The following is a 26,634-nucleotide window of genomic DNA, read 5'->3' as shown; positions in this document are numbered from 1 at the left end:
GCTAGCACCGAATGAAAATACGCCCGGTCGGCCAATGAGGGGAAAATCGCGGACATGACCTCCGGACCAATCATCGACGCGCGCGATGTCGATTACACGCTGGACGTCGCCGGACGTCCCCTGCACATCCTGCGCAAGGTTTCGCTCAAGGTGGCTCCGGCGGAAGTAGTGGCCATTGTCGGTCCATCGGGCAGCGGCAAGACCTCGCTGCTGATGCTGCTGGCCGGACTCGAAAAGGCCACTGGCGGGCAAGTTACGGTCAATGGCCGGGAGCTTACCGGCATGAGCGAGGACGATCTGGCCCGCTTCCGCCGCCACACAATGGGCATTGTCTTTCAGAGCTTTCATCTGATCCCCTCGCTGACGGCACTCGACAATGTGGGCTTGGCGCTTGAAATCGCAGAACCGGGCCTGTCCATGGCCCAGGTGCGCGAGAAGGCCGCCGCGGCTTTGGCTGCCGTCGGGCTTGAAGCCCGGCTCGATCACCGCCCTTCGGCCCTGTCGGGCGGCGAGCAGCAGCGCGTGGGCCTGGCCCGCGCAAGTGTGGCCAACCCGCCCCTATTGCTGGCAGACGAACCCACCGGCAATCTCGACCAGAAGACCGGCGCCATCGTCGTCGAGCTCATGTTCGACCTGGCCCGCAAGAACAACACCGCCGTAGTGCTGATCACCCACGACCCCGCCCTTGCCGCCAAGGCCGACCGGGTCTTCACCATGACCCAGGGTGAATTGACCGAGACCACCGCACCGGCAGGAACGCGTGCGCCCCGCAAGTCGGTGAGCAGATAATGCGCAGCATCTGGGCCGCCGCCCGCATCGGCCTGTTGGACATGCGCGGTGATTTGCGGCGCTTCCTGCTGCTGGTTGTCTGCCTGGCCGTCGGCACGGCGCTGATTGCCGGTGTCAATTCGGTCGGCACCAGCATTACCCGCGCCATCGATACCGGCGCCGCTGAAATCATGGGCGGCGACATCGAACTCTCGCGCGCCGACCGCCTGGCCACGCCCGATGAACTGGCCGCCATGCAGGCACTGGGCCGCGTGGCCCAGGTGATTGACACCAATCTGCGCGCTGAAACCTTTGCCGACGAAGCCTTTGCCGATGTCAGCGCCGTGGGCGACACCTATCCCCTGCTCGGCCAGGTGCGCAGCCCGCAATTGACCGAAGGGGAAGACCTTGCTGCCTTGCTGGCGGAAGTCGATGGGGCGCACGGCGCGCTCATCGATGGCATCATGCTCGACCAGCTTGGTCTCTCCATTGGCGACACATTCGGCCTGGGCGGCACCGAATTTCAGGTCCGTGGCACGCTGATCGGACTGCCCGACGGGCCGGTGCGCGGCTTCCGCCTCGGGATACCGACCCTGATCTCGACCAATGGCTTCGCCGTGGTCAGCGACCGCACCTCGCCCTTGCCGGGCCTGGGCACCTGGTATCGCTACAAGATCCATCTTGCCGACCGTGACATCGATGCAGGACTCGCCCGCGCCGTCGAGCAATTCGGCGGGTCGGGCTGGACCGTGCGCTCGGCGCGGGACGGGCTGGGGCAGATGGTGCGCTACTATGATCTCTTCATGCGCTTCCTGCTCATTGTCGGTCTCGGTTCGCTCCTGATCGGCGGCGTCAGCGTTTGGACCGGCATGCGCGCCTATATTGCCGAGCGCTCCGGCGTCATCGCTGTGCTGCGTTCCATCGGCGCCGACCGGGCGCGCGTGTTTGTGCATTTCCTGGCCCAGGTGGCAGCCCTTGCCCTGGTCGGGGTCAGCATCGGACTGGTCATCGGCGCCAGCACGGCCTGGTTCATCCTTCCAACCATTGGCGCGGCGGTCGGCATCGCGCTGGCGCCTGCCATCCATCTGCAGGCTCTGGCCATCGCAGCGGGCACCGGTCTGGTCACCGCCTTTGCCTTTGCCTATCTGCCGCTAGTCCAATCCCAGGCCATCCGGCCGGTGCTGCTGTTCCGCTCCAAGGGGCTCGACGCCCCGCCGGTCGACTGGCGCGCACTTCTGCTGTCCTGGCAGATCCTGCCGCTTGTTGCCGCGGTTCTGGCCTTCTTCGTGCTGGCCTGGCTGATGACCGGCGATGCGCCACTGGTGCTTGGATTTGGCCTTGCCAGTGCGTTGGGCGCCATTCTGTTCCAGGGCTTTATTCGTCTGGCGCAGCTTGGCCTCAAACGCCTGCCCGAAACCGGTCCGCGCGTCCTGCGCCACAGCTTCCGCAATATCTCCGCTGCTGGACAAAACGCTGCCGCCGTAGCGGTTTCGGCTGGCATGGCGCTGACCATGCTGATCATCGTTCTGGTGATGCAGACCAATCTGCAGCAGGAGTTCCTTGGCGCTTCGGCCTTCGACGCACCCACGCTGGTTGGCTCGGACCTGTTTCCCGATGAAGTGGTGGACCTCGAGGCCCTGACCCTTGAAGGCAATGGCATTACCCGCTTTGTCTCCACCCCGATACTGCGCGGTGCCCTGGTCGACGTGGCCGGCACCCCGGCCGATGAGCTGGTAACGCGCGGCCCGGAGGCCACCTTCCTGCTCGCCGGTGAAGTACCGCTGACCTATCGCACCCATCTGCCGGCCTCATCGCGCGTGACAGCGGGAGAATGGTGGCCCGCTGACCATGCCGGCCCTGCCCTGGTCAGCCTGCACCAGAGTCTGCGGCACGGTCTGGGTGTCGAACTGGGCGACACGCTGACCTTTTCGATCTTTGGCGAAGAGGTGAGCGCCACCATTACCAGCTTCCGCGATTATTCCTGGCAGGGCGGCATCGATTTTCTCGCCACCTTCTCGCCCGGCGTGATCGAGAACTATCCCACCACGCTGTTTGCCGCCGTCACCGCCGCGCCCGGCGCGGAAGAAGACGTCACCCGGCTCCTGGCGTCTGAACTGCCCGATATCCGCTTTATTTCCGTGGGCGATACGCTCAAACAGGTCACCGATGCGCTGGGCCAGCTCTCCTTTGCAGCCAGCCTCATTGGGGGCCTGGCCGTCGGCAATGGCCTGCTCGTTCTGATCGGCTCGCTCTCGACCGGGCGCCGCCAGCGCGAGGCCGATACCATCATCACCAAGGTGCTGGGCGCCACCCGGTCCGAACTGATCGGCTCGGCCTTCCTGCAATATCTGGTGCTGGCAGTGCTGGCCGCAATTCCGGCCCTGGTGCTGGGCATCGGCATGGGCCGTTTTGTCAGCGGCCTGCTGCTGGCGGTCGAATTCACCCTCAAGCTCGACATCATTGTCGTGGTCCTGGCCGTCGCCATCGCCATCACCGCCATTCTGGGCGCCATGACGATCCTGCGCGCAGCTTCGGCGCGCCCGGCGCGATTGTTGCGCGACCTCTAGCCGATCACGAGAAATGCTCGACCAGCATATCGAACACCAGCCGGATCCGCCGGCTGGTATGCAACTCCCGGTGAGTCACCAGCCAGACCGGCACCGGGATAGGGTCGATTGCGGGCACGGCGATCTCGACCTCCGGAGTTTGCCGGGCGACCGCTTCGACCATCGGCCCGAGGCATATGCCCCGGCACACCCATTCCCAGCCGGTCATCCCGCTCTGCGTCAATAGTGGGAAATTGGCCCTGCTCAGGGGCACCCCGCGCTGCCGCATCTCGGCGATGAAGGGCTCGATTCCGTCCATCGCACCACTCATTTCGCAACGAGCCAGTTCAACGCCATTGCTCGGTCGCCCCAGCCGGTCGAGCAAGTCCGGCGTTCCATAGACATAAGCCGCCGTGTCCCGGCACCGCCTCGCGATCAGGCCATCCTGGTCGGGCCGGACATGACGGATGGCAATGTCGGCTTCACGCCGCAGCAGGTCACTGATCGACCCCGTCGCCAGCACCTCCAGGGTAATGCCCGGCGCGGCCTTGCGCACCTCGGCCAGAAGGGGCGGCAGAACATGCCCTGCATAGATGTCGGCGGCGGTAATCCTTACGACGCCCTCCACCGATTGCGACTGTGCCGCAGCCGACATCGCGACGCGGTCCGCTGCCGCGCCCATCTCGCGCAGATCGGCGACCAGCCGCTGCCCCGCCTCTGTCAAGACCAGGCGCCGCCCCACCCGCTCGAATACGGCAATGCCCAAGTCTTCCTCGAGCGCCGCCACCTGTCGCCCGAGCGTCGGCTGGGTCAAGCCGAGCCGTCGCGCCGCCGCCGAGAGCGAGCCGGCCTCCACCGTCGCCAACAGCGCGCGCATCTGGTTCCAGTCAATCGGCCCGGGCATTTCCTTCATGCATTTACGTATAGTTCTTGTGCCAAATTCTGCAATTTTGTTTTCTTGAGCCCCCGGTTATCCTGCTGCCAGAATTCTTGGGGACGAGGAGTTAGACCATGGCCGAGCCAAGCGCCTTCTGGGACCGGATGGCGGATCGCTATGCCGCCCAGCCCATCAGCGACGAGCAGGCCTACCGCACCAAGCTGGCCAGAACCCAGTCCCACTTCACCCCGGACATGGACGTCTTCGAGTTCGGCTGTGGCACCGGCGGCACCGCCATCATCCATGCCCCACACGTTCGCAGCGTCCGGGCGGTGGATTTTTCCGAGCGCATGCTGGAAAAGGCCCGCATCCGCGCCGCCCAAGCCGGGGTCGATAATGTCACCTTCGAAAAGGGCGACATCACCACCATGCCGATCGCCCCGGCCAGCTACGACGTCGTGCTGGCCATGTCCGTCCTGCACCTGCTCCAGAACCGGCAGGCCGTCATTCAGCGCGTCTTCGACATTCTCAAGCCAGGGGGTATCTTCGTTTCCAGCACGGTCTGCATTGCCGAGACCGCCAGGTGGTTGGGCTACATCGCCCCGCTTGGCCGTGCTCTTGGCCTGCTTCCGGTGCTCACCGTCATGGACCGGGACCAGTTGCGCCAGGACATCACTCGCCCAGGCTTTACCATTGAGCATGACTGGCGCCCCAAGCCCCGGGCAGCCGTCTTCATCATCGCGCGCAAGCCGGACTGATTGCCCTGTGGAACCGGGCTTTTCCCGATTGGGCGAATCGGTGAGGCTATGTGCTATCACTCGCAAATAGTCAGTTAGCCGTGCGTCTGCCTTCCCGCTGGAGATGAGGCGCATCCAGCCGGAGAGATGATGCAGGTCGCCATCGACATGGGAGAGAGCCGGGGATCCGGCCCAGCCCACATGGATCTTGAAGAATTGCTCGCCACGCGCCTTCTGGTGCAGGGCAATTCCGGGTCCGGCAAATCGCACCTGCTGCGCCGCCTGCTGGAGCAATCCGCGCAGTGGGTACAGCAATGCATCATCGATCCCGAAGGTGATTTCGTCACCCTGTCCGACAAATACGGGCATCTGGTGGTCGATGCCACGCGTACTGAAAGCGAATTGACCCGCATTGCCAATCGCGTGCGCCAGCACCGTGTCTCGGTCGTGCTCAATCTCGAGGGGCTGGACGCCGAACAGCAGATGCGCGCCGCCGCCGCCTTTCTCGGCGGCATGTTCGATGCCGACCGGGATTTCTGGTATCCGGTGCTGGTCGTGGTCGACGAGGCCCAGCTCTTTGCGCCGGCCGCAGGTGGCGAGGTCTCGGACGAAGCACGCAAACTTTCGCTCGGCGCCATGACCAATCTGATGTGCCGTGGCCGCAAGCGCGGTCTGGCGGGCGTCATCGCCACCCAGCGGCTGGCCAAGCTGGCCAAGAACGTGGCAGCGGAAGCCTCCAACTTCCTGATGGGCCGCACCTTTCTCGATATCGACATGGCCCGCGCCGCCGACCTGCTGGGCATGGATCGCCGGCAGGCCGAACAGTTCCGTGACCTCGCCCGCGGCCATTTCGTGGCCCTCGGACCCGCCATTTCCCGCCGCCCCCTGCCCATCGTCATCGGTGCGGTGGAAACCTCGGCGCGCTCGACCAGCCCCAAGCTGACCCCATTGCCCGAGGCGCCGGCCGATGCGGCCGATCTGATTTTCACCCAGGACCCCGAGGAACTGGCCCGGCCGGTAGTGCGTCGTCCGGCGCCGCCCCCGCCGCCGTCGACAAATGAATTGTTGGCACAGGTCGCCGAAGCTCGTGCCAAGGCCCGCGCCGAAGCACCGGAAGAACCCGCTTCTTTATTCCCTGAGATCGATGAAGCTGAGCGCGACGCCATGATCCAGGCGGTGATGGTTGAACTGATGAGCGACCCCGACGCGGGCTTTCGCAACACCGCCCAGCTTTATCAGGATTTTCTTGTCCGCTGCCGCATCCGCCGCATTCCGGGTGATCCACCGGCCCTGCCCGCCTTCAAGCGCCTGCTCGCCGTAGCCCGGGTGGCGCCCGATGAACAGACCGCATCATCCGACGGCTGGCAGCAGGCCCTGAGCCTTTCCGAAACGCTGACCGATGATGTGCAGGGCGTGTTCCTGGTCATCGCCCAAGCCGCGCTGACCGGCGCCCCTTGCCCGTCCGACGCCACGCTGGCCCGGCTCTACGGCACCCATTCTTCGAGCCGCGCGCGGCGCCTGCTGACCTGGTTCGAGGAACGCGGGCTGATCGTGCTGCGCACCGATTTCCGCGGGGCCCGCATCGCCGCCTTTCCGGATCTTGGCGCGGAAACTGCGCCAGGCGATCCCAGTGGCCCTGACGAATTGATCGAGGAACGCGGCGCAGCGGAGTGACTAACCGCGCAGCTCCGCCCGGAAGCTGTAGCGCGCCGAAGCACCCGGCCCCAGCAGTTCCGTAAAAGGCCGTTCGCTCAACTCTTCCGAGCCGCCCACTTCCGCCGCCGTGCCGTGCCAGGGCTCAAGGCAGATGAACCCCGCGCCCGGCTTGGTCCAAAGGGCAAAATTGGGCAGGTTCTCCCAGGTGAAGTGCACGCCTGGCCCTGCGGCCGGGCTATAGACCAGTCCGGCGCCCGCACCTTCGGGAAACAGCATGGCGTCCTCGGCAAACTGGCTGTGATCCAGCGTCATCTGCCCCGCTTCAAAGGGCGAGGGCAGCGCCTTGGGGTCCACCAGACCGCCCGACAAACGACGCAATGCCGGGGCGCCACCTCCATCCAGCTCGATGCTATGCGGCTTGCCCTCGGCACCCGGCAGCGGCCAGGCAAAGGCCGGGTGAAAGCCGATGCCGAAGGGCATGATCTTGTGGTCACGATTGGTAACTATGGCGCTGACCACGACCGCGCGCCCTTCCACCCGATGCTCGACATCGAGCTGAAATTCAAAGGGATACATCGCCCGGCTCGCCTCGGAGGCGGTCAGCCGATAAACGCAGCGATCGGTTTCCTCGGCCACCAGCTCGAAATTGCTGCGCCGGGCAAAACCATGCTGGCTCATCTGGAATGGCACGCCGTCCACGGTGACGGTGTCATTGGGCGCCTTGCCGACAATGGGAAACAGGATCGGCGACCGGCCGGTCCAATAGGCAGCATCGCCATGCCAGAGCCACTGCCGGCCATCGCGCGTCTGGATCGACTGCATCTCCGCGCCAAGCGCTGCCACATCGACGGTGATCTGGTCGTTGGCGATACGGGTCAGTTGCATGCGCCACTCCGGGACGGTGCTGGAACGGCGTGCACCCTAATCCACTCTGGCGCAGGAGAGAACCCGCAAGTACGCTTGCGATGAACAAGCGCCTAAGGGCGCCTAGAAGCAACGGCCTCTTGCTTCGTCACCATGTCAGGGGCTATCGCCTAGCCATGTCCAACGCCTTGCCCCCGCTGCCCATTGATGCCGCCTTGCCTGCCCTGGCCGACGCCCTGGAGAAGGGGATTTCCGCCGTGCTGGTGGCCCAGCCGGGCGCGGGCAAGACGACGCGCGTGCCGCTGGCCCTGCTCGATGCCCCTTGGCGGGACGATGGCCGCATCATCATGCTCGAACCGCGCCGGCTGGCCGCCCGTGCCGCCGCCCGGCAAATGGCTAGGCTGTTGGCTGAAGAGGTGGGTCAAACCGTGGGCTATCGCGTGCGCATGGAGACGAAAGTCTCCGCCCGCACCCGCATCGAAGTGGTGACGGAGGGCGTGTTCACCCGCATGCTGCTTGATGACCCGGAACTGACCGGCGTCGCGGCCGTCATCTTCGATGAGTTTCACGAGCGCAGTCTCGATGGTGACCTGGGCCTTGCCCTGACCCTCGACGCCCGCGCCCTGCGGCCGGACCTCCGGCTGCTTGTCATGTCTGCCACCATCGATGGCGCGCGCGTCGCCGGACTGCTCGGCGATGCACCGGTCATCGACAGTCCCGGGCGCACCTTCCCGGTCGAAACCTTGCATGTCGATCCAGACCCGTTGCAGCGCCTGGAGGACCAGGTAGCCAACGCCACCTTTGCTGCCCTGCGCGAGCATGAGGGATCAGTGCTGGTGTTTCTGCCCGGGCAGGGCGAAATCACCCGCACTGCCGAACGGCTCGCCACGCGCCTGCCCGCCAACACGGATCTGGCGCCGCTCTATGGTCAGCTTGCGCCCGGCGAACAGGATCGCGCCATCCAGCCGGCCCCCGAAGGCCGCCGGAAGATCGTGCTGGCGACATCGATTGCGGAAACCTCGCTGACGATTGAGGGCGTACGCATCGTCATCGACAGTGGATTTCGTCGTGTGCCGGTCTATGAACCCGCCACCGGCATGACCAGCCTTGCCACCCGCCGCGTATCCCGCGCCGGCGCCGATCAGCGCCGCGGCCGGGCCGGGCGCACCAGCCCCGGCGTATGCATAAGGCTCTGGCACCAGGGCCAGAGCGCCGCGCTCGAACCGTTCGAGACCCCGGAAATCCTGGCCGCTGATCTCTCCGGCCTGTTGCTCGACCTTGCCAGTTGGGGCGTCACCGATCCGCAGGCCCTGGCCTTCCTAGATCCGCCGCCCGCCCCGGCTTGGGCCGAAGCCAAGGCGCTCCTGTCTCGTCTCGACGCCACAGACGAGGCCGGGCACCTCACGCCAGCCGGCAAGGCCCTTGCTCGCCTTCCCCTGCATCCGCGCCTGGCTCATATGGTGGTCGCCGGAGCCGAAGACGGCGATGCACAGACCGCCGCCGAATTGGCAGTGCTGATCGGAGAGCGCGGGCTGGGTGGCGACGATACCGACCTTGCCCGTCGCCTGGAACGTTTCCGCGCTGATCGCTCCCGCCGCGCCGACGAGGCCCGCAGCCTCGCCCGGCGCTGGGCAAAGCTGGCCGGTGGCTCCTCGGGCGAAGACCTGTCTGCTGGCCATCATTTGGCTCGCGCCTTTCCCGACCGGGTGGCGCAATCGACTGGTGCCCGTGGCCGCTTCCGCCTGGCCAATGGACGGCAGGCCAAGCTTGACGAAACCCATGCCCTGGCCGGCGCACCCTTCATTGTTGTTGCCGATGTGACTGGCAGCGCCACGCAGGGCCGCATCCGTTCGGCCGCCGCGCTAAATACCAGTGAACTTGAGGCCCTGTTCGCCAACCATATCCGTACCGAAACCACCCTGACCTTCGATCCCGCGAGCGGCGCCGTGCGCGCCCGCCGTCAACGGCGGCTCGACGCGTTGCGGCTGGCCGATGAAACCGCGCCGGTGACCGATTTCGACAGAGCTGCCGAGCTTCTCGCCGAAGCTGCCATCAAGCGGGTCGAGGCGCTGCCCTGGAGCAAGGAGCAGAAAGCCCAGCGCGCCCGCGCCAGCTTTTTGCACCAGAGCTTGGGCGCGGATTGGCCCGACCTGACGGACACCGCCCTGTCTGCTGACCCGGCTTGGCTGACCCCGCACATATTGGGTGAAACGCGGCTGTCCGCGATCACTGCCGAGCATCTGGGCGCGGCACTGGAAGCCCTGCTGCCCTGGGCAAAAAAGCAGGAAATGGAAAAGCTCCTGCCAAGCCATTTTCACGCCCCCTCGGGCAGTCACTTGCCCATCGATTACGCTGCCGAAAACGGCCCGGCGCTGGAAATCCGGGTGCAGGAACTGTTCGGCCTTGACCGGCACCCCAGCATTGCCAATGGCCGGATACCGCTTCTGCTGGTGCTGCTGTCACCCGCCCACCGGCCGATCCAGACCACGCGGGACCTGCCCGGCTTCTGGCGCGGCAGCTGGAAGGACGTGGCGCGCGACCTCAAAGGCCGCTATCCGCGCCACCCCTGGCCCGACGATCCAATCGCCGCCCCGGCCACCAGCCGCGCCAAGCCGCGCGGCACCTGACGCTCTGTCCGCCATAAAAAACCCCGGACTTTCGTCCGGGGCCTGGTTCACTCGCTAGGCTCGAAGTTCAACGCCACCCCGTTGATGCAATAGCGCAGGCCGGTCGGCGGCGGCCCATCGGGGAACACATGGCCCAGATGACTGCCACAGGTGGCGCAATGCACTTCGGTGCGCACCATGCCATGCGAACGATCGGTTGTGGTCTCCACCGAGCCGGGGATCGGGTCGTTGAAGCTGGGCCAGCCGGTACCACTTTCGAATTTCAGCGTCGCAGCAAACAGCGGGCTGTCGCACCCGGCGCAGGAAAAGGTGCCGGGGCGTTTCTCGTGCAGCAGGGCGCAGGAACCCGGCCGCTCGGTGCCGTGCTGGCGCATGATGTAATATTGCTCGTCGGTCAACCGCGCGCGCCATTCGGCATCGGTGCGGGTCACGGGGAAAGTTTGTGCATCCATTGCGGCGCTCCTTGTCTCGACCTGTGTTTCGTTTGTCATATAGGCTTGGTTACACTTCAATCCCAGCGCGCGTTCCATCACGACGCGGTTCCTAGGCGTTTGCATGACCAGGATTATGACCCTCGACCAGCTTGAGGCGCTCTACCAGCCCGCCCCCGCCCCCGCTGCCACCGCCAAGGTGGCACGTGCAATAACGCCAGACTACCGGCGCCTGATTGCAGCCAGCCCCTTTGCCGCGCTCGCCACCATCGGCCCCGAAGGCATTGACTGCTCTCCGCGCGGCGACAAGCCCGGTTTTGTGCGCATCCATGACGACAACACCCTGATGATGCCCGACCGGCGCGGCAATAACCGCATCGACAGCCTGCGCAACATCGTGCGCGATCCGCGTTGCGCCTTCCTCTTCCTCATCCCGGGGTCTGGCACCACGTTGCGCGTCAATGGCCGCGCGCATCTCTCCATAGACCCCACTTTGCTCGAAAGCTTCGCCATCGAAGACAAAGCGCCACGCTCGGTCATCGTCTTGGAGATAGACGAGGTCTATTTCCAGTGCGCTCGGGCCATCATCCGCTCCGAGCTCTGGAACCCCGAACGCTATGTCGATCCCGCAGGTCTGCCCACCCCAGGCCAGATCCTGGCCACGATGACGGCGGAAGAAGTCGGCGGCGACAGCTATGACAAGGCCTGGCCTGAACGGGCGAAACAGACAATGTGGTGATCGAAAGGTCGTTGCCAGGTCGGGTCAGGGCACAATCTGCCCGCGCAGCGGGCTTCTTCAAGTCAGAACGAGTCGAAGCCGGTGGCTCTTCGAGCACCGGAGCGGAGCGTACGTGGGTACGTGAGCACCGGAGCGCAGAAGAACGCCGGATGCAGGCCGTTATCACTTGAAGAAAAATGGTGGGAGTAACAAGGATTGAACTTGTGACCCTTCGCGTGTGAAGCGAATGCTCTCCCGCTGAGCTATACTCCCACATCGCCTTCTCCCCTAAGGGAAACAAAGCGAACCGGAAAGAGATGGTGGGCGTAACAAGGATTGAACTTGTGACCCCCTCGATGTCAACGAGGTGCTCTCCCGCTGAGCTATACGCCCATCTCTCCGGGACCGGATTGGCTGCGCCGTTCCGGTGGCGCGGATAGACCATAAAATCCCCGTTGGGGTCAAGAGCCAATCGGCAAGCTGTGAATTCTTGCGCGACAAGGCCTGCGCATCCGCCCGTTTCCGGGTCTTTGCAGGCTTTGGATCAGGCCGCCAGCAAGCGCTCCACCTCGTTGACCAAATCCTTGAGATGAAATGGCTTGGACAGCACCGAGGCATCCTTGGGCGCATCACTATCGGGGTTGAGCGCCACCGCGGCAAAGCCGGTGATGAACATGACCTTAAGGTCCGGATCGAGCTCGGTCGCGCGACGCGCCAATTCGATTCCGTCCATCTCGGGCATCACGATATCGCTTAGGAGCAGCGAGAACGGTTCTTCGCGCAGCCGCTCATAGGCCGACAGGCCATTGTCGAAGGACACCACCTCATAGCCAGCATTCTTGAGGGCCCGCGTCAGGAACTGGCGCATGTCGTTGTCGTCTTCGGCGAGCAAAATTCGCTTCATCAAGGGTCCTCTTGGGCAGAGCCTTCGGCTGAGTCGGTGTTTGCGCCGATGTTTATGCCACCGTGTCGCTTTCGCAACCTCTCACTGCATCCAGCGCCGTGTTTTCCGCGTTGTTCGCACAAATGCAACAATTCTGGACAATCGCGCCGAGCCGCGCGAAACTTAACTCCAGCAAATCACTTTTGGCGGGCCACACCGCCATATGGGGGAGACGGCGTGCGGTCCGACTATTGGGATCAACCGGCATTTGAGACGATCCGTCCAAGGCGGCTGGTCGCGCCTGTCGTGTTCAACTCGCCCCATTCGGGCCGGGTCTACCCCGAGCGTTTCCTGGCCATGGCGCGGCTTGACCACCTCTCGATCCGCCAGTCCGAAGATGCCTTTGTCGACGAATTGTTCGGCCGCGCGCCCCGTCTTGGTGCCCCGCTCCTCCGGGCGCATTTCCCCAGGGCCTATCTTGATGTCAATCGCGAGCCCTGGGAACTCGATCCCACAATGTTCGTCGAACCGCTGTCGGACCGGTTCAATACCAGCTCACCCCGCGTCGCAGCCGGGCTGGGCACGCTGGCCCGCGTTGTTGCCGAAAACAAGCCGATCTATCGCGAGCGCCTGACCCTTGAAGATGCGCGCATGCGCATCGAGGGCATCTATCATCCTTATCATGCGGCCCTGCAAAAACTGCTGAGCGAAAGCATGACCAGGTTTGGCCTGGCCGTCCTCATCGATTGTCACTCCATGCCGCGCCTGGGCCGGCACGGCGAGCGGGCCACGCCCGATATCGTGCTGGGCGACCGCTATGGCACCACCTGCGCCGGGCCGCTGGTCGACCTGATCGAAACCGTGTTTAGCTCTGCCGGCCTTAAGGTGGCGCGCAACCGTCCCTATGCGGGCGGGTTCTGCACACGTGCCTATGGCCGCCCCCAGCATGGCGTACATGCCCTGCAGATCGAGATCAGCCGTCACCTCTATATGAACGAGGTAACACTTGAGAAGAACGACGGATTTGAGACCATCAAATCGCTCATCGAGCGTCTGATCCTGACCTTGGTCGGCCTGGATTTGGTGACGCTGGCCGGCGTCTCCCCCTTGCCCCAGCAGGCCGCGGCAGAATAAATCCGGATCAATAAAAAGGGGCCGCCCCCAAAGACGGCCCCAGTCAAGGGAGGAACGATGTTTGCCGAACGCGGCACCCAGATGCTCGGCAGTTCGGCAACGCACCATGCCCTTTGTCGATGAACCCATTCGGATCGAACGACAAGTGTCTCCCTCCTTGTTCACAGGCGTTCGGGCCAGACTTGTTGCAAAAATGAATCAGAAACGTCACAGAAAAACTGCAGAAAAGTCTGGCATCTCCAGCGCCCAACTAAAAGTGTTCAGCAGCAAATCTTTGTCAGATCTGCCTTTTCACAGAACTCACGCATGAAAGCTTCGCCATGCCCGCCAGCACGATCGATTTCGCGCAGATCGAACACACTTTGCGCCGTGCCGGCGCCGCATCCGCACAGCACACCCTGCCCCTCTTCCGTACCCCGCTGACCATCGACAATAAGCTCGATGCCGGGTTTGACCCGGTCACCGAGGCAGACAAAGGCGCCGAGACCGTCATCCGCGGTGTCATCACCGAGGCCTTTCCCGATCACGCCATCATCGGCGAAGAATGGGGCAAGACAGGCGACAGCCGCTATAGCTGGATCATTGACCCGGTCGATGGCACCCGCGCCTTCATCTCCGGCGCCCCGGTCTGGGGCACGCTGATCGGCTTTGCCATTGATGGCGTGGCGGTGGCCGGCCTGATGAGCCAGCCCTTTATCGGTGAAGAGTTCCTGGCCGTGCCGGGCCGCTCGACCTATCGGCGCGGCGAACTCGTGCACACCAACCAGACCAGCGGACTGACCGAACTGTCCGCGGCGCGCGTTTTCACCACCACACCCAATCTCTTCAAAGGCGAACATTGGAACAAGTGGCTGGCAGTTGAGAATGCCACGCGCCTGCAGCGCTTTGGCATGGACTGCTACGGCTATGCCCTGCTCGCCGCTGGCCAGGCCGATCTGGTCATTGAGCCCTCTCTCAATACTTACGACATCGCCGCCTTGGTCCCCATTATCCGCGAAGCCGGCGGCGCCATCGCCTGCTGGGACGGCTCTGAACCCAGCGGCGGCGGCAATGTGGTGGCTGCCGCAACCCCGGAACTGCTCGACAAGGCGCTGGAGCTGATCAACCGGGCCTAGCGACTCTGCTCCGTAATGAACGCATCGAATGCCGCGAACACCTGGCCGCGCACCGGGTCCGCCTCCATGAACATCTCATGCCGCGACCCGGCGACGACCATGTGCCGGCCGGTGCGCAGGCGCAGACCCAATTGCTCGATGGCGGGGGTTGAGACAATCTGCTCCCGCGCGGCCGCCAGGATCAGTAGCGGGATGCGGATTTCCCCGGGAAACCGGTCCTGCCGGGTTTCAAGCATGGCGCGCAAGGCCGCCCCCAGCCACCGGAAACTGGGCGACCCGATATAGAGCCCGTCATCGGCCCGAATGGTCTCGACCATGCGCTTGTAGCGCAGGGCATCCGAGGTCAAGGGATTGTCCGGATACATGCTTTCGTCCGGCCGCCGGTCGCCCTTGCGCTTGAGCGGCAAATGCCCGAGCCCGAAAAAACTCACCGTTTCGGCCACAGCCGCCCAGCGATGCAGGCTGTGATCCAGGCCATGCAGGCCCACCATGGGCGCGCTCAAAAACACGCGGTCGAACATCATGCGGTCGCGCGTCGCCGCGATCAGGCTGGCTAGCCCGCCCATGGAATGGCCCACCAGATAGAAGGGCGGCGGACAATCGGGCAGCAGGATATCGGCGTGAAAACAGCGCAGATCGGTCCAGTAATCCTCGAAGCGATCGACATAACCCACATGCGGGTTGCCGATCAGCCGGTCCGAGCCGCCCTGGCCGCGCCAATCGAAAGTCGCCACGGCAAAGCCGCGCTTGCGGAAGTCGGCGATGGTCTCGAAATATTTCTCGATATATTCGGTACGCCCCTGCACCAGGCACACCGTGCCGCGTTGCGGCCCCTCGGTTTTCGGCCAAAGCGCATAGCGCAGCCGCACCCTGTCCGAGGTGGTGAAATAGCCCACCCGCGCGCCCTCGGGCACCGGATTGGTCGGGATGGACACCAGCCTGGGTCCGTTTGGTTCGACTTGCGCTGACAATGCCTGCCCTCGTTTCCGCTTTGGCGGCGACCTTAATCGGGCATTGTGAAAAAAGAAAAGCCAGCAACCGGTCTGGCTGCTGGCTTTTCTTGTCTGCGCGGTCCCATGCGGGGGGCGGGTTGACGGGACCGACAGGGTGCGAGCGCTTCCGCCGGAGCTGTCCGGCCACGTTCACATGCCCCTTTCTAGGCCAACGCACCTGAACCGGAACGGAGCGGATCATTCATCTTGGGTTCATCTCGCCAGGCTCTTGAACCGGCTCTGGCCGCACCTACATCTTTGCTGTCCGCCGGACTATCCGGGGACACCGGCCCTGTCCAATCGGTCTCGCCGCTTTAAGGGAGCACCGCCGCAGGCACCGGTCGACACTGAAACCACGTTGCTCAATCGGAGAATGTGAAAATGCAGACCATCGATTTTTCCCCCTTCTACCGCTCCACTGTCGGCTTTGACCGGCTGTTCAACCGCCTCGATACGCTGGGCGCACAGGAAGCCAAGACCTACCCGCCCTACAATATCGAGCGCACCGGCGATGATGCCTATCGCATCTCCATCGCCGTAGCCGGGTTCTCCAATGGTGATATCGCCGTCGAGACCAAGGAAAACAGCCTCGTGGTCAAGGGCGCCAAATCCGCCGAGTCCGGCGAGGACAAACGCGAATTCCTCCATCGCGGCATTGCCGAGCGCGCCTTCGAGTTGCGCTTCCAGCTTGCCGACTATGTCGAGGTACAGGGCGCCACTCTCGAGAACGGCCTGCTGCATCTGGAGCTGAAGCGCGAATTGCCCGAAAGCAAGAAGGCGCGCACCATCCAGATCAATGGCGGCACCGCCACCATCGAGGACAAGTCCGTCAACTAGACCCTGGCGCTTGCGCATGATCGCTCCAGGGAGCGATTATAGGGGTCCAGGCCATGACACCTGCGCTCGAATGGCGATAGTTTCCGAGTCCATCGGAACGACGAAGGCGCGGTCCGCAAGGGCCGCGCTTTTGTTCATGCATCGGGGCCAGGTGCACAGCATGCTTGGGCGGCGTCGGTCACCCCGGCGATTACAGCCGGATGACCCTGACAGCAATCGCGCATCAGAAATTCCACCAGCCCGGTCAGTCCCGCAAAATTGGCCGTGTAGACGATTGAGCGGGCCTCGCGCCGCGATGAGATCAGGCCCGCCCGCTCCAGATGCCCCAGATGAAACGAGGTGCGCGAGGAAGAGGCGTCGACCGCCGCACTGATGGCTCCAGCCGGCATACCGCCGTCTCCGGCCATGACCAGCGCGCGCACGATGCGCAGGCGCGTGTCCTGCGAGAGGGCACCAAACGCATCGAGGGCTTGCTTTTCGTCCATGCTTATTTCAATATCTCTTGAATCATTGAGATAATGGTACCGCTCATGGACGCCGCTGTCACCTCCCTCGCACAACCCGACCTCGACCTTGCCGCACTGCGCCATGCTCTGGCAGGGTCTGACGCCACCGTCCTGGTGCTAGACTATGCCGGCAGGACAGTTCAATCCGGCTATCATGTCACGGAAATCAAGGCTGCTCAGCTTTCGACCCTGGACTGCGGCGGCAACCCTGACCACTGGACGGAAACCATCCTGCAGGTTGAGGACATTCCGCTCGCCCAGGGCCCGCAAGCCGTGAGCGTGGGCAAGTTCCTGTCCATCCTGGCACGGGTCGAAGCCAGCCTGACACTTGACGCGGCATCGCGTGTCACCATTGAGATGAGCCGTCCCGATGAAGCGATGCAGGTCTTCGATATCGCCGGAGTTGTCCGGGAAAAGGACCGCACGCGACTGTCGCTGGCCATGCGCCCGGCCATTTGCAAGCCCCGCCATCGCGCAGCCCGGACGGAGGCGCCCTGCTGTGGCTCACCATCCAAAGCCGCCTGCTGCGCCTGATCGCACACCGAGCGAGCCTTTCAACTATGTCCAAGCCAGTTCCCGCCGCAGCCGTCTGGGCGCTCGGTGTCACCCAGATCGTTGGTTATGGCTCGCTCTACTATGCCTTCAGTGTCCTGGCGCCTGGCATCGCCACCAGCTTTGGCTGGTCCACCGAATGGATCTACGGCGCCCTGACCTTTGCTCTGCTGATTGGCGGCCTGGCCGCCCCCTGGACCGGGCGTATGCTGGACCGGTTTGGCGCAGCGCGCGCCATGACAGCCGGTTCGCTGCTGGTCAGTCTGTTCCTGCTGCTGATGGCTCTAGCCCCAACTGGTCCGGTATTTGTGCTGGCCCTGACCGGCATGGAGGTCGCCTCCACCCTGGTCCTCTATGCAGCAGCCTTTGCCGTCCTGGTCCAGATCGGCGGGCGCGGCGCACAGGCCAGCATCACTCACCTGACGCTGATCGCCGGGTTCGCCTCAACCCTGTTCTGGCCGTTGACCGCTCTGCTTGATGGACAGCTGGGTTGGCGCGGCAGCTATCTGGTCTTTGCCGGCCTCAATCTGGTGCTGTGCCTGCCGCTTCATTTCTGGTTGAGCCGCCTGTGCAAAGACCGGGAAATGACGGGCCAGGCTCACCCAGATCAGAGGCCCTTGGACCTGCCGCCGCCGCGCCCGCAGCGCGCAAAGCTGCTTTTTGCCTTGGTATTGGCAGGCTTTGCGCTGCAGGGACTGATTCTGGCGGCAGTCACCTTGCAGATGGTGCCGCTGCTCCAGGCGCTCGATCTGGGGCTTCAGGCCCTCTTGATCTCCAGCATTTTTGGCCCCGCACAAGTGCTGGCGCGCCTCATCAACATGGTCTTTGGCGGGCGCTTGCGCGCCACTTCCCTGGCGGTCATCGCAGCAGCATCTCTGCCGCTCGCCCTGTTCATCCTCTCCATTTCCGCACCAGCCATAGCGGGGGCCATCGCTTTTGCGCTGCTGTTTGGGCTGGGCTCGGGGCTCACCAGCATTGTCTCGGGTTCCTTGCCGCTGCAATTGTTTGGGCGCTTGGACTATGGTGCGCGACAGGGTCAGATTTCGGCTGCCCGGCAGGTGGCGGCGGCCGCCGCGCCTTTCCTCATGGCGCTGGCCATTGGCCAGGCCGGCGCCAATGCCGCGCTCTGGATCTGGACGGCTCTGGCACTCCTGCCCCTCGCCTGCTTTGCCCTGATCACCTTCACGGTACAAATGATGGGCACCCGAAACCCTGCCGATCCGGCACCGGCGCAATAAGTTCTTTGGTACACGTGTATTGGAACAAGTTCGGCCCCAGCCGGTTGAACAGACGCGGCCCCGCGCCCACCGATCAACTCAAGCGTCAGGATAAACCCGATGAAAACTCCCTCCATCGACCTCAAGGCCAACGCCAAATCCGCGGTGATCGACGTGCTCAATGCGCGCCTTGCCGACAGTATCGATCTGGCCTTGGCCACCAAGCAGGCCCACTGGAATTTGAAGGGTCCCAATTTCATCGCCGTGCACGAAATGCTCGATCCCATGCGTGCCGCCATCGATGGTCACATCGATGTCATGGCCGAGCGCATCGCCCAGCTTGATGGCACGCCAGACGGCACCAGCCAGACTGTCGCCAAGGCAACCAGCCTTGATGCCTACCCCACCGACATCAAGAAAGTGCCCGATCATCTTGCCGCGCTCGCCGAACGCTTTGGCAAGCTGGCCAACCAGGTGCGCAAGGACATCGACGCCACCGACGAGGCCGGCGATGCCGATACCGCAGACATTCTGACGGCCTATTCTCGCGATCTCGACAAGAACCTTTGGTTCATCAAATCGCACCTCGAATAGGACTTTTCATCAATTTCGCGGCTTTAGGGCGCTCCTTTCAGGGGCGCCCTGTTCGTATCGACCCAGTTTCCTACGGTTTCCTACAGATTTTTCTGCCAAGTCCTATTTTTTGTGCCGGCCGCGCGGCAAAATCGCTTGCTCGTAGTTTTGAATTATGCAAATGTGCAATGGTTAGGGCAGCACCTCTGTCCTATCTGACGCGTCGCCCCGCTCTCCGCGGTCAGCGCGCACGCTGGTCCGGCTGGACCGCTAGTCGATAGCGGAAACGGACAGGCGGAGCTAATATGGGCGGTAACGCGCCTAAGCTCGAATTATGAGCGGCCATTTGGATGCAGTGCCGCTCCCCGGACAGGATCGCAATTTGCTCATTCGAGCCGTACTCGTGTAGTACGACCCGGCTGAACACTGCGCCCCAGAGGAAACCATGCATCCGCCCGGCCGGTCCCAACCGGCAATAGCAGGATGCGCAAGACGAAACATTGGCCCCGGTCAGGGCCCGAACAGAACGAGGTTGAGCCATGGCAAACACACGGACCGGCATTTCCGCCCAGACCGAGACCGCCAATCGCAAAACCCTGATTCTGGATGGCAAGCGCGTCGACGGCCGCCCCCAGGCCCAGGGTCTTTACGATCCGGCCCATGAGCATGATGCCTGCGGCATCGGCATGATTGCCAATATCAAGAACAAGCCCAGCCACGAAGTGGTGCAGAAGGGTCTCGAAATCCTCGAGAACCTGGAACACCGCGGCGCCGTGGGCGCCGACCCGCTGATGGGCGACGGCGCCGGCATTCTGGTGCAGACCCCGCACGCCTTCTTCGCCAAGGTGCTGCCCTTTGCTCTGCCCGAAAAGCACGCCTATGCCGTGGCGATGGTGTTTTACCCCAACGATGTCGCCCTGCGGGACAAGTGCGTCGCCGTGGTCCGCCGGTGCCTTGAGACCGAGGGCCTCGAACTGCTCGGCGAACGCACTGTCCCCACCGACAATTCGCGCCTGTCCGAAGGAGTCATCGCCACCCAGCCGATCATCGAGCAAATGGTCATTGCGCGGCCCGAGGGCCTGTCGATCGACGAGTTCGAGCGCAAGCTGCTGATCGTACGCAAGGTCATCTCCAACTCCGTCTATAAGGAAGTCCCTGAGAGCGACAGCGACAACGGCTTCTATGTCGTCTCCATGTCGGCGCGCACCATTGTCTATAAGGGCATGTTCCTGGCCGACCAGTTGGGCGCCTTCTACACGGACTTGCACGACGAAGCCTTTGAAAGCGCCATCGCGCTCGTGCATCAGCGCTTCTCGACCAACACCTTCCCCTCCTGGAAGCTGGCCCACCCCTATCGCATGACCACCCACAATGGTGAGATCAACACCATTCGCGGCAACGTCAACTGGATGGCCGCCCGCCAGGCCTCGGTGTCTTCGCCCAAGTTCGGCGACGACATCACCAAGATCTGGCCGATTTCCTATGAGGGGCAGTCCGACACCGCCTGCTTCGACAACGCGCTCGAATTCCTCGTGCGCGGCGGCTATTCGCTGCCGCACGCGGCCATGATGCTGATCCCCGAGGCCTGGGCCGGCAATACGCTGATGGATGAAGAGCGTCGCGCCTTTTACGAGTACCACGCGGCCCTGATGGAGCCCTGGGATGGCCCGGCAGCCATGTCGCTGTCGGACGGCCGCTATGTGGTGGCCACGCTCGACCGCAACGGGCTGCGCCCCGCGCGCTATCTCGTCACCAGGGAAGGCCATGTCGTCCTCGCCTCGGAGTCCGGCGTGCTCGATATCCCCGATGAGGACATTGTCGAGCGCTGGCGCCTGCAGCCCGGCCGCATGCTGCTGATCGACCTCGAGGAAGGCCGCATCGTTTCGGACGAAGAGGTCAAGAAGCACCTCGCCACCAAGAACCCCTATGCCGAATGGCTCGCCCGCAGCCAGATCGTGCTCGAGGACCTGCCCGCCACCGAGCCGCAGGCCCCCAAGAGCTCGGAAAGCCTGCTCGACCGCCTGCAGGCCTTTGGCTACACCCAGGAAGACTTCAAGCTGCTGATGGCCCCCATGGCCACCACCGGCCAGGAGGCCGTGGGCTCGATGGGCACCGACACACCGATCTCGGCGCTCTCGAACAAGTCCAAGCTGCTCTACACCTATTTCAAGCAGAACTTCGCGCAGGTCACCAACCCGCCCATCGACCCGATCCGCGAGGAATCGGTTATGAGCCTGGTGTCCTTCATCGGCCCGCGCCCCAACATTCTCGATCTTGAAGGCTCTTCGCGCGAAAAGCGTCTCGAAGTGCGTCAGCCCATTTTGACCAACGAGGATCTCGAAAAGATCCGCGCCATTGGCGACATGCGCGACAACCAGTTCAAGACCAAGACGATCGACATCACCTATATGGCCGACAAGGGCGCCGCCGGCATGGAAGCCGCCCTTGAAGACATCTGCGCCATTGCCGAAGAGGCAGTGCGGGGTGAATACAACATCATCATCCTGTCCGACCGTCTGGTTGCGGCCGACCGCATCGCCATTCCGGCGCTGCTGGCGACCGCTGCCGTGCATCACCACCTGATCCGCAAGGGCCTGCGTACGTCCTCCGGTCTGGTGCTCGAAACTGGCGAAGCCCGCGAAATGCACCACTTCGCCATGCTGGCCGGCTATGGTGCCGAAGCGATCAACCCATACCTGGCCTTCGAGGCTCTAGCCGCGCTCCATGCTGAAGGCGAATATCCGCCCGAGGTTTCGGCTGACGAAGTCGTCTATCGCTACATCAAGAGCGTCGGTAAGGGCCTGCTCAAGGTCATGTCCAAGATGGGCATTTCCACCTACCAGTCCTATTGCGGCGCCCAGATTTTCGACGCGATTGGTCTCAACACCGAGTTCGTCAAGAAGTACTTCTTCGGTACCGCCACCTCCATTGAAGGCGTCGGCCTTGCCGAAGTCGCCGAAGAAACCGTCCGCCGCCACGCTTCGGCTTTCGGCGACGATGCCGTGCTGCGCAAGGCGCTCGATGTCGGTGGCGAATATGCCTTCCGCATCCGCGGCGAAAAGCATGCCTGGTCGCCTGACGTGGTCGCCGACCTGCAGCATGCCGTGCGCACCGCCAGCGACAGTCCGGAAACCGCACAGGAGCGCTACAACAGCTTTGCCGCCCATGTGAATTCGGGCGACAATGGCTACCTGGCGATCCGCAACCTGTTCGATATCAAGCCGCTCGGGCCTGCCGTCGAACTGGACGAGGTCGAACCGGCCGCCAATATCGTCCGCCGCTTCGTGACGGGCGCCATGTCCTTCGGCTCGATCAGCCGCGAGGCGCATACCACCCTGGCCATCGCGATGAACCAGATCGGCGGCAAGTCCAATACCGGTGAGGGCGGCGAGGAACCCGATCGCTACAAGCCCCTGCCCGACGGCTCGCGCAATCCACTGCGTTCGGCCATCAAGCAGGTTGCCTCGGGCCGCTTTGGCGTCACCACCGAATATCTGGTCAATTCCGACCAGATCCAGATCAAGGTTGCGCAGGGCGCCAAGCCCGGCGAAGGCGGTCAATTGCCCGGCCACAAGGTCGACTGGATCGTTGCCAAGACCCGTCACTCGACCCCGGGTGTGGGCCTGATTTCGCCCCCGCCGCATCACGACATCTATTCGATCGAAGACCTCGCCCAGCTCATCTACGATCTCAAGAACGTCAATGAGCAGGCCGATATCTCGGTCAAGCTGGTCAGTGAAGTCGGTGTCGGCACGGTGGCTGCCGGCGTTGCCAAGGCGCGCGCCGATCACATCACCATCTCTGGCTATGATGGCGGCACCGGCGCCTCCCCGCTGACCTCATTGAAGCATGCCGGCGGTCCTTGGGAAATCGGCCTGGCCGAAACCCACCAGACCCTGGTGCTCAACCGCCTGCGCTCCCGCGTGCGCCTGCAGGTCGATGGCGGTCTCAAGACCGGCCGCGACGTGCTGATCGGCGCCATTCTGGGTGCGGACGAATTTGGCTTCTCGACGGCTCCGCTGATCGCGGCCGGCTGCATCATGATGCGCAAGTGCCACCTCAACACCTGTCCGGTTGGCGTTGCCACCCAGGACCCGGTGCTGCGCAAGCGTTTCAAGGGCACGCCCGAGCACGTCATCAACTACTTCTTCTTCGTGGCCGAAGAGCTGCGTGGGCTGATGGCCTCGCTCGGTGCCAGGGCGCTTGACGAGTTGATTGGTCGCTCCGACCTGCTCGACCAGCGCCGGGCCGCCGATCACTGGAAGAGCGAGGGCATTGATCTCTCCAAGGTGTTCTACAAGCCCGAGCCGCTGGGCGGCGACAGCCTCTATCACACTGAAACGCAGAACCATCACCTCGAAGCCGTGCTCGATCGCAAGCTGATCGAACTGGCCGCTCCGGCGCTGGAAAACGGCACCCCGGTGCAGATCGAGCTGCCCATCAAGAGCCGCGACCGCTCTACCGGCGCCATGCTCTCGGGTGCACTAGCCAAGAAATATGGTCATGCGGGCCTGCCCGAGGACACCATCTCGATCACCCTAAGGGGCACGGCCGGCCAGGCCTTCGGCGCCTTCCTGGCCAAGGGCATCTCGATCGACATGATCGGCGACGCCAATGACTATGTCGGCAAGGGCCTCTCGGGCGGCCGCATCGTGGTGCGTCCGTCGGACAAGGTCGGCATCGTGCCGGAAGACTCGATCATCGTCGGCAATACCGTGCTCTATGGCGCCATTTCTGGTGAGTGTTATTTCCGCGGCGTCGCCGGCGAACGCTTCGCCGTGCGCAATTCGGGCGCCATCGCGGTTGTCGAAGGCACCGGCGATCACGGTTGCGAATACATGACCGGCGGCCTTGTCGTCGTCATTGGCAAGACCGGACGCAACTTTGCCGCCGGCATGAGTGGCGGTGTCGCCTATGTGCTGGACGAGGACGAGACCTTCCGCTCGCGCTGTAACCTGGCCATGGTCGATCTTGAGCCGGTGCAGGAGGAGGAAGACCTCATGCGCAAGCTGCACCATCATGGTGGCGACCTCGAATGGCACGGCCGCGTCGACATTTCGGGCGACATGACCAAGCATGATGACGAGCGCCTGCATCAGCTCATCTCCAACCATCTGCACTACACGGGCTCGACCCGTGCCAAGCAGATCCTGGAGAACTGGGCCGAGATGCGCCCCAAGTTCGTCAAGGTCATGCCGGTCGAGTATCGCCGCGCCATCCTTGAGATGGAAAAGAAACGCAGCTCTGGTGCGCAGGCGGCGGCAGAGTAGCGGCCCTTTTTTCACTTCCCCTTCGGGGGAGGCCGGGAGGGAGGGGAGCCGGGCTCCGCTCTCTCAGTTGAGATCAATTCCGCGCGCAGCGCGACCTAAGGGGAGACAAGCATGGGCAAGGTTACCGGCTTTCTCGAAATCGAACGTGAAGAGCCGCGCTACGAGCCGGCCTCCGACCGCATTCGCCATTTTGGCGAGTTCACCATTCCGCTGACCGAAGGCCGGGTGGTCGATCAGGCTGCCCGCTGCATGGATTGCGGTATTCCCTTCTGTCATGGTGACACCGGCTGCCCGGTGCACAACCAGATCCCGGACTGGAATGACCTGATCTATAATGGCGATTGGGAAGAGGCTTCGCGCAATCTCCATTCGACCAATAATTTCCCCGAATTTACCGGCCGCATCTGCCCCGCGCCCTGCGAGGAAGCCTGCACGCTCAACCTCGAGGATGTGCCCGTTGCCATCAAGACGGTGGAACAGGCCATTGCCGACAAGGCGATCAAGGCCGGCTGGGTCAAGCCGCACCCGCCCAAGGCTAAAACCGGCAAAAAGGTCGCCGTCATCGGTTCGGGGCCGGCCGGCATGGCCGCTGCCCAGCAACTGGCCCGCGCCGGCCACGATGTGCATGTCTATGAGCGCGAGCCCAAGGCAGGCGGCCTGATGCGCTATGGCATTCCCGACTTCAAGATGGAAAAGGACCATATCGACTTCCGCGTAAGCCAGATGGAAGCCGAAGGGGTCACCTTCCACTACGGCGTCAATGTCGGTGTCACCACCCCGCTCTCGGACCTGCAGCGCGACCACGATGCGGTGCTGCTCTCTGGCGGCGCCGAGCGCCCGCGTCCGGTCGATGTCGAAGGCAACCAGTTTGCTGGCGTGCATTTCGCCATGCCATTCCTGGTGCAGCAGAACCGCCGCGTGGGTGGGGAAGACGTCAGCAATGAATTCCAGCTCACCGCTGCCGGCAAGCATGTCGTGGTGGTGGGCGGTGGCGATACCGCGTCGGACTGCGTTGGCACCAGCTTCCGCCAGGGCGCTATTGCCGTCACCCAGCTCGACGTCCGCCCGATGCCGCCCGAGTTGGAGAACAAGCTGACCAACTGGCCCAATTGGGCAGTCAAGATGCGCACCTCGTCCTCCCAGGCCGAAGGCGCCATTCGCGAGTTCTCTGCCGGCACGATGAAAATCCTTGCCGACGCCAAGGGTCACGTCACCGGCGTCGAATGCGCCCGCGTCGACCGCAAGCGCCAGCCCATTCCGGGCACCGAATTCGTCATCCGGGCCGATCTGGTGCTACTCGCCATCGGTTTTGCCGGTCCGGTTGCCGAAGGCATGCTGACCGAATTGGGCGCCGACCTCGACCAGCGCGGAAACCTGTTTGCCGACACCATGAGCTACAAGACCTCGGTGCCCGGCGTCTATGCCGCCGGCGACATGCGCCGCGGCCAGTCGCTCGTCGTCTGGGCCATTCGCGAAGGTCGCCAGGCCGCCCGCTCCATCGACTTCGACCTGATGGGCAAGACGGATCTGCCTCGCTGAGAGCCATCCCGCAGGGCAAATCGCGCCAGTGGCGCGATTTGAGGCGATCAGGCCATGAGGCCTGTGGCCGAATGGCCCGGACCCGCCGCATGCTGGAGGGTTCCCTCCCCCTATCAGGGGGACTTCGGAACGGCCGAAGGCAAAATCACGCCAGTGGCGTGGTTTCAGATTCGAAGGCCGGAAGGGCTACGCCCGCACGGCAGGTGGGGCTATGGTCCCGCAAAAGCGATTCCGCGGAGCCATTCATGCCCCAAGCCCCCTACACCGTCGACCAGCTCATTTCCGCCAAGGCCATTGCCGCCCGCGTCGAGGAACTGGCCGCCGAAATCACCGAAACGTTCCGCGACACCGACAAGCTCGTCGTCGTCGGCCTCCTTCGCGGCTCCTTCATCTTCATCGCCGATCTGGTGCGCGAGATCGACTTGCCGGTGGAGGTCGATTTCCTCGAAGCGTCCTCTTATGGCGACGCCATGGAATCGAGCCGCGAAGTGCGCATCCTCAAGGATTTGCGCGGCGAAATACACGATCGAGACGTGCTGGTGGTGGAAGACATCATCGACACCGGCCACACGCTCAAACACGTGCTCGAAATCCTCGAAACCCGCCACCCGCGCCGCATGGAAGTCTGCGCCCTGCTCAACAAGCCATCGCGCCGCGAGACCGACGTCCCGGCCCGCTGGATCGGCTTCGACATCCCCGATGAATTCGTCGTCGGCTATGGCATTGACTACGCCCAGCGCAACCGGAACCTGCCCCATATCGGCAAGGTGCGTTTCGTCGGGGAATAACGAA

At 63.6% G+C, this 26,634-nt stretch carries 21 protein-coding genes and 2 tRNA genes; 15 read left to right on the top strand and 8 right to left on the bottom strand.

Going from position 1 to position 26,634, the window contains the following annotated elements; translation table 11 throughout:
* The first annotated feature begins 54 nt into the window (after positions 1–54).
* Together ACE4RL_RS05130 and ACE4RL_RS05125 are read left to right on the top strand one after the other, a co-directional pair.
* The gene (locus ACE4RL_RS05130) at positions 55–789 is read left to right on the top strand and encodes an ABC transporter ATP-binding protein (protein ID WP_375599445.1); all 735 of its coding nucleotides are present in this window, start codon (positions 55–57) and stop codon (positions 787–789) included.
* Complete coding sequence (locus ACE4RL_RS05125) at positions 789–3,335, top strand: ABC transporter permease (protein WP_375599444.1); 2,547 nt, start codon at positions 789–791, stop codon at positions 3,333–3,335. Before ACE4RL_RS05130 ends, ACE4RL_RS05125 begins: the two co-directional genes overlap by 1 nt.
* Before the next feature lie 4 nt (positions 3,336–3,339).
* Here ACE4RL_RS05125 and ACE4RL_RS05120 read toward each other — a convergent pair whose 3' ends face one another.
* Positions 3,340–4,227, bottom strand: coding sequence for a LysR family transcriptional regulator (locus tag ACE4RL_RS05120; RefSeq protein WP_375599443.1), 888 nt, complete (start codon positions 4,225–4,227; stop codon positions 3,340–3,342).
* Positions 4,228–4,325: 98 nt separating this feature from the next.
* Here ACE4RL_RS05120 and ACE4RL_RS05115 point away from each other — a divergent pair, with 98 nt between their 5' ends.
* On the top strand, positions 4,326–4,949 hold the full coding sequence (locus ACE4RL_RS05115) for a class I SAM-dependent methyltransferase (RefSeq protein WP_375599442.1): 624 nt from the start codon (positions 4,326–4,328) through the stop codon (positions 4,947–4,949).
* A 129-nt stretch (positions 4,950–5,078) separates the two neighbouring features.
* Positions 5,079–6,602 carry a helicase HerA domain-containing protein gene (locus ACE4RL_RS05110; protein ID WP_375599441.1) on the top strand — a complete coding sequence of 508 codons (1,524 nt, stop codon included), beginning with the start codon at positions 5,079–5,081 and terminating at the stop codon, positions 6,600–6,602.
* Here the strand turns inward: ACE4RL_RS05110 and ACE4RL_RS05105 are convergent, their stop codons facing one another.
* A complete protein-coding gene (locus ACE4RL_RS05105) occupies positions 6,603–7,469 on the bottom strand; it encodes an aldose 1-epimerase family protein (protein WP_375599440.1) in 867 nt (288 codons plus the stop codon). It abuts the gene before it with no gap.
* A 155-nt stretch (positions 7,470–7,624) separates the two neighbouring features.
* Between ACE4RL_RS05105 and hrpB the strand changes: the two genes are divergently transcribed.
* Positions 7,625–10,075 carry an ATP-dependent helicase HrpB gene (gene hrpB, locus ACE4RL_RS05100; protein ID WP_375599439.1) on the top strand — a complete coding sequence of 817 codons (2,451 nt, stop codon included), beginning with the start codon at positions 7,625–7,627 and terminating at the stop codon, positions 10,073–10,075.
* 47 nt (positions 10,076–10,122) lie between these two features.
* Here the strand turns inward: hrpB and msrB are convergent, their stop codons facing one another.
* Positions 10,123–10,527 carry a peptide-methionine (R)-S-oxide reductase MsrB gene (gene msrB, locus ACE4RL_RS05095; RefSeq protein ID WP_375599438.1) on the bottom strand — a complete coding sequence of 135 codons (405 nt, stop codon included), beginning with the start codon at positions 10,525–10,527 and terminating at the stop codon, positions 10,123–10,125.
* Positions 10,528–10,630: 103 nt separating this feature from the next.
* Here msrB and ACE4RL_RS05090 point away from each other — a divergent pair, with 103 nt between their 5' ends.
* Positions 10,631–11,245, top strand: a complete 615-nt coding sequence (locus tag ACE4RL_RS05090; RefSeq protein ID WP_375599437.1) for a pyridoxamine 5'-phosphate oxidase family protein — start codon at positions 10,631–10,633, stop codon at positions 11,243–11,245.
* A gap of 177 nt (positions 11,246–11,422) precedes the next feature.
* Here ACE4RL_RS05090 and ACE4RL_RS05085 read toward each other — a convergent pair.
* The 3 genes from ACE4RL_RS05085 to cpdR all read right to left on the bottom strand — a co-directional run bounded on the left by ACE4RL_RS05085 (position 11,423) and on the right by cpdR (position 12,128).
* A tRNA-Val gene (locus ACE4RL_RS05085) sits at positions 11,423–11,497 on the bottom strand.
* A 45-nt stretch (positions 11,498–11,542) separates the two neighbouring features.
* Positions 11,543–11,617: transfer RNA gene (locus ACE4RL_RS05080), tRNA-Val, on the bottom strand.
* 151 nt (positions 11,618–11,768) lie between these two features.
* On the bottom strand, positions 11,769–12,128 hold the full coding sequence (cpdR, locus tag ACE4RL_RS05075) for a cell cycle two-component system response regulator CpdR (protein ID WP_046105558.1): 360 nt from the start codon (positions 12,126–12,128) through the stop codon (positions 11,769–11,771).
* A 216-nt stretch (positions 12,129–12,344) separates the two neighbouring features.
* Here cpdR and ACE4RL_RS05070 point away from each other — a divergent pair, with 216 nt between their 5' ends.
* On the top strand, positions 12,345–13,241 hold the full coding sequence (locus ACE4RL_RS05070) for an N-formylglutamate amidohydrolase (protein ID WP_375599436.1): 897 nt from the start codon (positions 12,345–12,347) through the stop codon (positions 13,239–13,241).
* Positions 13,242–13,561: 320 nt separating this feature from the next.
* Complete coding sequence (locus ACE4RL_RS05065; RefSeq protein ID WP_375599435.1) at positions 13,562–14,356, top strand: inositol monophosphatase family protein; 795 nt, start codon at positions 13,562–13,564, stop codon at positions 14,354–14,356.
* On the opposite strand, the gene ACE4RL_RS05060 is transcribed toward ACE4RL_RS05065, so the two are convergent.
* A complete protein-coding gene (locus tag ACE4RL_RS05060; RefSeq protein ID WP_375599434.1) occupies positions 14,353–15,291 on the bottom strand; it encodes an alpha/beta fold hydrolase in 939 nt (312 codons plus the stop codon). The genes ACE4RL_RS05065 and ACE4RL_RS05060 overlap by 4 nt on opposite strands.
* Before the next feature lie 438 nt (positions 15,292–15,729).
* On the opposite strand from ACE4RL_RS05060, the gene ACE4RL_RS05055 reads away from it, so the two are divergent.
* Positions 15,730–16,185 carry an Hsp20 family protein gene (locus ACE4RL_RS05055; protein ID WP_375599433.1) on the top strand — a complete coding sequence of 152 codons (456 nt, stop codon included), beginning with the start codon at positions 15,730–15,732 and terminating at the stop codon, positions 16,183–16,185.
* A gap of 134 nt (positions 16,186–16,319) precedes the next feature.
* Here the strand turns inward: ACE4RL_RS05055 and ACE4RL_RS05050 are convergent, their stop codons facing one another.
* A complete protein-coding gene (locus ACE4RL_RS05050) occupies positions 16,320–16,670 on the bottom strand; it encodes an ArsR/SmtB family transcription factor (RefSeq protein WP_375599432.1) in 351 nt (116 codons plus the stop codon).
* A gap of 33 nt (positions 16,671–16,703) precedes the next feature.
* Here ACE4RL_RS05050 and ACE4RL_RS05045 point away from each other — a divergent pair, with 33 nt between their 5' ends.
* From ACE4RL_RS05045 to hpt, 6 genes are all read left to right on the top strand, one after another.
* On the top strand, positions 16,704–17,225 hold the full coding sequence (locus ACE4RL_RS05045; protein WP_375599431.1) for a DUF6428 family protein: 522 nt from the start codon (positions 16,704–16,706) through the stop codon (positions 17,223–17,225).
* 26 nt (positions 17,226–17,251) lie between these two features.
* Positions 17,252–18,481, top strand: a complete 1,230-nt coding sequence (arsK, locus tag ACE4RL_RS05040; protein ID WP_375599430.1) for an arsenite efflux MFS transporter ArsK — start codon at positions 17,252–17,254, stop codon at positions 18,479–18,481.
* Between the two features lie 99 nt (positions 18,482–18,580).
* Positions 18,581–19,054 (top strand): DNA starvation/stationary phase protection protein Dps, encoded by a 474-nt coding sequence (gene dps / locus ACE4RL_RS05035; protein WP_375599429.1) that lies wholly within the window; start codon positions 18,581–18,583, stop codon positions 19,052–19,054.
* A 518-nt stretch (positions 19,055–19,572) separates the two neighbouring features.
* Positions 19,573–24,303 (top strand): glutamate synthase large subunit, encoded by a 4,731-nt coding sequence (gene gltB / locus ACE4RL_RS05030; RefSeq protein WP_375599428.1) that lies wholly within the window; start codon positions 19,573–19,575, stop codon positions 24,301–24,303.
* Between the two features lie 111 nt (positions 24,304–24,414).
* A complete protein-coding gene (locus ACE4RL_RS05025) occupies positions 24,415–25,842 on the top strand; it encodes a glutamate synthase subunit beta (RefSeq protein WP_375599427.1) in 1,428 nt (475 codons plus the stop codon).
* A gap of 245 nt (positions 25,843–26,087) precedes the next feature.
* Positions 26,088–26,630 (top strand): hypoxanthine phosphoribosyltransferase, encoded by a 543-nt coding sequence (hpt, locus tag ACE4RL_RS05020; RefSeq protein ID WP_116589909.1) that lies wholly within the window; start codon positions 26,088–26,090, stop codon positions 26,628–26,630.
* Positions 26,631–26,634 lie beyond the last annotated feature (4 nt).

The sequence above is a fragment of the Devosia polycyclovorans genome (assembly GCF_042181575.1).
GTDB classification, from domain to species: Bacteria; Pseudomonadota; Alphaproteobacteria; order Rhizobiales; family Devosiaceae; genus Devosia; species Devosia polycyclovorans.
This window is presented reverse-complemented; position numbering and strand designations above follow the sequence as displayed.